Below are 5885 nucleotides of genomic sequence, written 5' to 3' on the forward strand. Positions count from 1 at the left end.
TGCTTCGCCCCTACTAACAACTGACAACTGACAACTGACCAATGACCACAGAAAATTTAGAACTTGCTAGATCTCATTATCAAATGGGGACAACTGCTTTTGAAAATGGTCAATATCGGAAATCTGTAGAAAATCTAGAAACAGCCAGCGCCCTATTAGAAAAAAATACCCATTTTGCTGGTGAAATCGAAATTTGGTTGGTGAATGCTTATGAAGCTGCGGGACGTTCGGAAGAAGCGATAAATCTTTGTCAACAACTCATTCGTCATCCCCATTATGAAATTCGTCAACAAGCAAAGCGCCTACTATATATTTTAAAAGCGCCCAAACTTAACAGACCTAAAGAATTGATGACAGAAATTCCCGATTTGGACATAACTTCTGATCACAAATCCAAAATAGTTGTCACTTCTCAATCTAAAAAATCTACATTTAAACAAAAACCTGGAGAACGAGAATATATTGACCTTAATACAGTCAATACTAAAGATAATAATTTTGTTTGGGTAGCTTTAATTGCTGTTAGTTTAACAATTTCCTATTTAGTTTGGTTAAGTTTTTAGTAAATAAGGAGAAATTTAGTCATGAATGTATTCACTTTCATTAAGGTGATATTACAGTTAAGCAAATCTGTGTTTTTTTTAATTAGGAAAATTGGAAAATTTACTAAAATTAAACCTATTGTATTTATGGTAATTTTTTCTTCATTACTATTATCTAGTTGTGTAAAGTATGATTTAGGAGTCAACTTTAACAGCACTAATAATGGTGAATTAGTACAACATATTCAATTATCGGAAAAAATCACTATTTTTAGTAGTGATTATCTATCACAATGGTTAAAAACTTTAGAACAACGAGCGCGACAATTAGCAGGTTCAACAGAGAGAATTTCACCATCAGAAATCGTTGTTAAAATTCCCTTTACCAGTGCAAAAGAATTACAAGAAAAATTCACTGGCTTTTTTAATACTCGAACTGATGAAGATGGTAATGGTTCGGAAATATCAAATATTACTTCAACTTTAGTTGCAGAAGATACGAATTTTTTCCTATTTTCCAGAAATCATTTAGTTTATGATTTAGATTTGCGTTCTTTGGCTATGCTGACCACTAAAGGTGATAGTTCTATTGTCAATCTAGACTTTAGCCTACAGACACCTTGGGGAGTCAAGAATATTGAAAATGATGAAAATGCTATCCAACCAGAAAAGCATGGTAATCAACTGCTATGGACAATTAAAGCAGGGGCTATAAATCATGTAGAGGTAGTTTTTTGGTTGCCGAATTTTCTGGGAATTGGGACTTTGTTAATTATCGGATTTGTGTGGTTAGGATTATATCTGAGATATACATTTTTACCAAATCCAAGTATTCAGTTAACTGCCAAAAAAGACTAACTTTAATTATTCTTCTTCATTGTTTGCACCAAGAAAACTAAAATCCCTCCAGACAGCAGCAAAATTCCCAACCAAATCAAGGGTTGTGCTAATCCAATTGTTGTTCCTTGCTGATTCTCATTTACACTTGGACTAGATTGAAGAGTATCTATATTCTTTCCTGTAGCCACAGTGACAATAAACTTTAACTCAAAAGGTTTAAAACTTCCTTCATTCACAGGTTTACCACTTAATTGCAACTGATAAGCCCCTGGTTTGGGAAAAGTTACTTCTGCCCCTGGAATGCCTTGATAACGTTCAACCTCAATAGGTTTTAATGGAGGTTCAAGTAATGCTGGTTCTCCCACTGCATGAGGTTCAGCATAAATAGCCAACTGACAATTACAATCTTTTAAAGGAATTACCTTACCACCTTTCCGAGTCAGGGCAAACCAAGCTTGAGTAACTTCTCCAGCGCGAGGATTATCATTAGGTTCTATATGGATAGTAGCACCAACATCTGCCGATATTTTCACCGTATGGGCTAAAACTTGAGTATTTGTAGTAACTATTAAACCAAATAAAACTAATAATAGATACTTGATTTTGTGTGCAGGATAAATAGTTAATTTACCGCGATTTATTGGGAGGAACATAAAATTTTTCTAGACGTAAATATAACCAAGAATACCGCGAACGGATCAACAATACAGCTAAGGTAATTAGACTCAGTAACACGGCTGCTAATTGGTTTTGCCAACTTAATCTTACAGCCCCCAGATAATGAGAACCAATCATAACCGTATGAATAGCACTCAATAACAAAGCTGGTACACTCAAAAGATGAATATGCCGCCAATGTTTACCTAATGACTTTTGCATAACATCAAAACTTGTACAAGCCGCAGGGAGCATTAATACCAAAGCCACAGCCCCTGCACTCATTCCCCACTGAAATTCTAACGGTAAAAACCAAAAAGCGGTAAGATTCCAGTCTAGTGAGTGTTCAAGATTATGGATAGTATGTACTACCGAAAGCACAAAAGCCCCAACGCCCAGCGCCCGACGGTAACGCAGAGGTGCAGACCAAAAACTATTCACAGGCCGGGCAATCAATGAGAGATTTAAACAAATTAAGGCAGCGTGTCCGCTATAGTCCATCATCGTATCCCCCGTCCGCAATAGGGTAATAGCACCAATAATCAGAGTTACCCACCCACCCAAGCGAAATAATTGACTCCGCTGATCTTGACTAATTAACGCCGTGGAAACACCTACGCCCAACATGATGGGTAGTGTGCCAATTCCAAAAGCTAACATTGTTGCTGTAGCTTGCCACAAATTCCCTGTAGCCGCAGCTTTAATTTGAGCCGCATATAAAAAACCACAGGGCATTAATCCCCAAGTCATGCCTAAAAGTGCCGGTGTCCACCATTGAGTTTGTGCAGATAATTTCAGCATGGCCGCACTCAGACGGTTGTGTAAATTCCCTTTTAATATGGGGTGTAATAGGGGTATACGCGGTAAAAAATCGGGTTTAACTTGCCCTAAACCAAACCAAATCAGCATTATACCTGTAATAATAGCTATCCACCGCCGCAAATCACTACCAACTCCCGCCAGTTGTCCACCTTCTACTAATACTGAGCCTAGTGCGCCAATACCAGCACCAACTATGGCATAACTTAACATTCGCCCCAAATTTAGTAATGTATGAAATTTTAATTGCTGTTGCCAACTTGGATTTTCCTGCTGCTTGGACAGAGAAAAAGCTACAGTCAGGGGTCCACACATCCCAAAGCAATGTCCAAAACTGCCCAGAAACCCCAGAAGCGTTATGAGTAATAAATCTAGCATATTGATGATGGGAACTGGGAATGGGCAATTGGGACAGTATACCGATACTTTTTTGCTAACAAAAGTTAACAAATACATAAGTTGAGGTTTTCTCTCAACCAAGGCGTATCAACCAATGCACGGAGAAAAATTCCCCGCGCACCATTCAAATCTCTATCCATGACATTATTTGTGGATGGAGATCTTATGGTTTTACAACCACCAAGATTCTTAACTATTTCGCCAGTCCAACTAACTGTCTTTGAAGTATAGGCTTCATTTACATCCAATACTATCTTTCTGTATTCAAATGCTTTGTGTTTAATAAATTGTTTGAATTGATAGTGCGATAGCGTTAGCATTTGCCGGACTGATTTGGATCTAATTCTTCTTTTTCCTTTCTTTGACATCTGAGATGTTTCAAAAGTTGGTAAAAGAATTACATCGAAATTATCAACTAAGAACTTGGCAGTCTTTTTATGTAGCTCAGATACAAGATTTTTTATCTTTCCTCTCAATTTAGTTGCGGCTAATTTGAGCCTTCTTTTTTGTTTGCATTTAGCTTGAGATATTTTGCCAACTAACTTGTCCAATTTAAAACAAAGTTTTTGAATTTTGATGTTAGCAGTATCTCCCAACCAACCAAAAGAATCCTCGGAGAAGAATGTTAAAAATGTTCTGATCCCTGGATCTAAAGCCACGACTCGTCCTTGGTTTTCGGTATTGAGTCGTGGCTTTTCTTCGGGAACTGTTAAGTAATAATCGCCATGAGAGAGAACTAATCGGCAGTCTCCAAATCCTTTGAGCAAAGATTCCTTATAGGATGTTTCGCCTAATATGGTGTAAAAAATTCCTTTTTCTAGCACTGCCGATTTGGGAATATAACAGGATTGAACTGGATATTTTCTGGATCTAAATCTACATCGACTTATTCCTCTGCCATTTTTGTATTTCTTTTTGGCATTGCTAACTGCTTTGCAAGCATCCTTAATTGCTATTGATTTAATTTGATAAGGAACACTTTTGCACCAGTCAGGTAAATCATTAAGAATACCTGTCTTTATAGCTGGCCAATTAGCCTTGATTTCTCCATCTTGCAATAACTTGATAGTTTTATTGTAAACAAATCTAGAAACACCAAACCATTGCTTAATTATCGCTTTCTGTGCAGGTGTCAGACTTAGATAAATCTTCCTTGATTTTTTGAGAGTATTTTCTGAGTCCGTGCATTCTGCGTGAAAAAACGTGAATGATTGAGAGTAAATCCTGGGTGAGTTCAGTATTTGGGCAGTGTACAGTTGCGTCGAGAACCACGATTTGTCCACCGTTTTGTTCGACCATGTACTGTATAAGTTCAAACCCAAATCTTGCGAGTCTGTCACGACAGGCAACAACAAGCGTGAACTTATCTCCCCGCAGAAGCTTGTCCAGTAAGGATTGCAATCCTTTTCTTTTGAAGTTGATTCCACAAGGCGATGTCTTTGATGATTTCGGCTTCTGGATAGAGGGATTGCATTTGACACTCTCAGGGAGCCAAGCCGCTGAGATTCTTGGTTCAACGAGTCCACTTAACTTAGAACCCTTGCGGTATCTAAGCCAGAGGTGGTTCTCTCCCCAAGCGTTAAAGCCTCGACTCCGCTCGGCTTTAACCCTGAGCGAAGCCGAAGGGTTAACTTTCCCTCAGCGGACAAGGTAGTTGCATTACTGCAAATTTTGCTTGAGTTTAAATTCTGTGTCGTGTTTCGACTTCGCTCAACACAAGTCTAGCTCCCATGAAGATTTTACCTATTCGGAGGGTAGTCACTAAAACTATGGAATAGAACCCCATATCCTCAATTGTCAAGGTACAGAAAAGCTGTTAGGCAGTTAGGTTTTTATACAGGTTGATTACCATTCCTGTCGTGAATAGTATAACATCATCAAATACAAAGGCGATAAACCTTTGCTCATTTTAACCAATCTTTACAAAAAGAAAAACTCTATGCGGTTAAAACCGCAGGATTCGCTTATATCTCAGGTCTAAAGACACTGAGTTTTACGCTTACCGGATATCTCTATAAGCGATTTGTCTGTCGAGATCATCTCGCTGTTTTGAGGAGTTAACTCGGCAGTAACAAATAATGGTAGCTCGTTCTGAGCTACCGTTGACGTATGATTCGACATCATACAGTCTTTGTCCTGCGGGGTTTTTGATGCTTTTGATTTTCCCTTCATCTGCATATCTCCTCAACGTATTGGGGTGCAATCCCAGAAATTCGACCGCTTTTTACCAGTGGTATGTATGCCATTGGCATACCATAACATAAGTTAAGAAAAATTAGCAAACAAGCAACTAGTACATCACGGCGTAAATAAAGCAACCATATTCAATCGCCAAAAAGCCTACTGTATGTTTAACCGGAAAGGAAATTTTCTGCAACAACAAGGTGAAAATTTGCCAAATTCACCTCTTTACCCTCATGCAAAAAAACAAATTTAATCAGGCAAAAGTCCAATTGTAATAATTACATGACCAATCATTGAACGAGAATTAGAAATCTGGATTCCCACAGGAAATAAACCCTGGTTAAATAAAACATCGAAAAATATAAATCGCACTTGGTTATCTATTCGTCCTTTAGAGGGTGTTTGAAAAGTTATGGTTGATGTATCAAATATTTTTTACCCCAC

At 38.0% G+C, this 5885-nt stretch carries 7 protein-coding genes; 2 read left to right on the forward strand and 5 right to left on the reverse strand.

Annotated elements, in window-relative coordinates; translation table 11 throughout:
- Positions 1 to 41 precede the first annotated feature (41 nt).
- The gene (locus FJR06_RS06415) at positions 42 to 563 is read left to right on the forward strand and encodes a hypothetical protein (protein WP_015083598.1); all 522 of its coding nucleotides are present in this window, start codon (positions 42 to 44) and stop codon (positions 561 to 563) included.
- A gap of 21 nt (positions 564 to 584) precedes the next feature.
- Positions 585 to 1400, forward strand: a complete 816-nt coding sequence (locus tag FJR06_RS06420) for a DUF3153 domain-containing protein (protein ID WP_015083599.1) — start codon at positions 585 to 587, stop codon at positions 1398 to 1400.
- A gap of 2 nt (positions 1401 to 1402) precedes the next feature.
- Here the strand turns inward: FJR06_RS06420 and FJR06_RS06425 are convergent, their stop codons facing one another.
- The 5 genes from FJR06_RS06425 to FJR06_RS06440 form a co-directional block, all read right to left on the reverse strand.
- Complete coding sequence (locus FJR06_RS06425; RefSeq protein ID WP_168651065.1) at positions 1403 to 2035, reverse strand: hypothetical protein; 633 nt, start codon at positions 2033 to 2035, stop codon at positions 1403 to 1405.
- Entirely contained in the window at positions 2010 to 3236 is a 1227-nt protein-coding gene (locus FJR06_RS06430; RefSeq protein WP_168651066.1) for a sulfite exporter TauE/SafE family protein, read from the reverse strand. The genes FJR06_RS06425 and FJR06_RS06430 overlap by 26 nt, the downstream gene beginning before the upstream one ends.
- A 65-nt stretch (positions 3237 to 3301) precedes the next feature.
- Positions 3302 to 4480 carry an RNA-guided endonuclease InsQ/TnpB family protein gene (locus FJR06_RS06435; RefSeq protein ID WP_371260428.1) on the reverse strand — a complete coding sequence of 393 codons (1179 nt, stop codon included), beginning with the start codon at positions 4478 to 4480 and terminating at the stop codon, positions 3302 to 3304.
- Positions 4365 to 4658, reverse strand: coding sequence for a recombinase family protein (locus tag FJR06_RS24260; protein ID WP_083881528.1), 294 nt, complete (start codon positions 4656 to 4658; stop codon positions 4365 to 4367). The genes FJR06_RS06435 and FJR06_RS24260 overlap by 116 nt, the downstream gene beginning before the upstream one ends.
- A gap of 598 nt (positions 4659 to 5256) precedes the next feature.
- Complete coding sequence (locus FJR06_RS06440) at positions 5257 to 5460, reverse strand: hypothetical protein (protein WP_371260419.1); 204 nt, start codon at positions 5458 to 5460, stop codon at positions 5257 to 5259.
- Positions 5461 to 5885: the final 425 nt, after the last annotated feature.

This window comes from Dolichospermum sp. UHCC 0352, assembly GCF_009711925.1.
GTDB lineage: Bacteria > Cyanobacteriota > Cyanobacteriia > Cyanobacteriales > Nostocaceae > Dolichospermum > Dolichospermum lemmermannii.

Coding starts and splice junctions, on each gene's coding strand:
- FJR06_RS06415 (WP_015083598.1), top strand. CDS start 42: ATGACCACAGAAAATTTAGAACTTGCTAGATCTCATTATCAAATGGGG.
- FJR06_RS06420 (WP_015083599.1), top strand. CDS start 585: ATGAATGTATTCACTTTCATTAAGGTGATATTACAGTTAAGCAAATCT.
- FJR06_RS06425 (WP_168651065.1), bottom strand. CDS start 2,035: ATGTTCCTCCCAATAAATCGCGGTAAATTAACTATTTATCCTGCACAC.
- FJR06_RS06430 (WP_168651066.1), bottom strand. CDS start 3,236: ATGCTAGATTTATTACTCATAACGCTTCTGGGGTTTCTGGGCAGTTTT.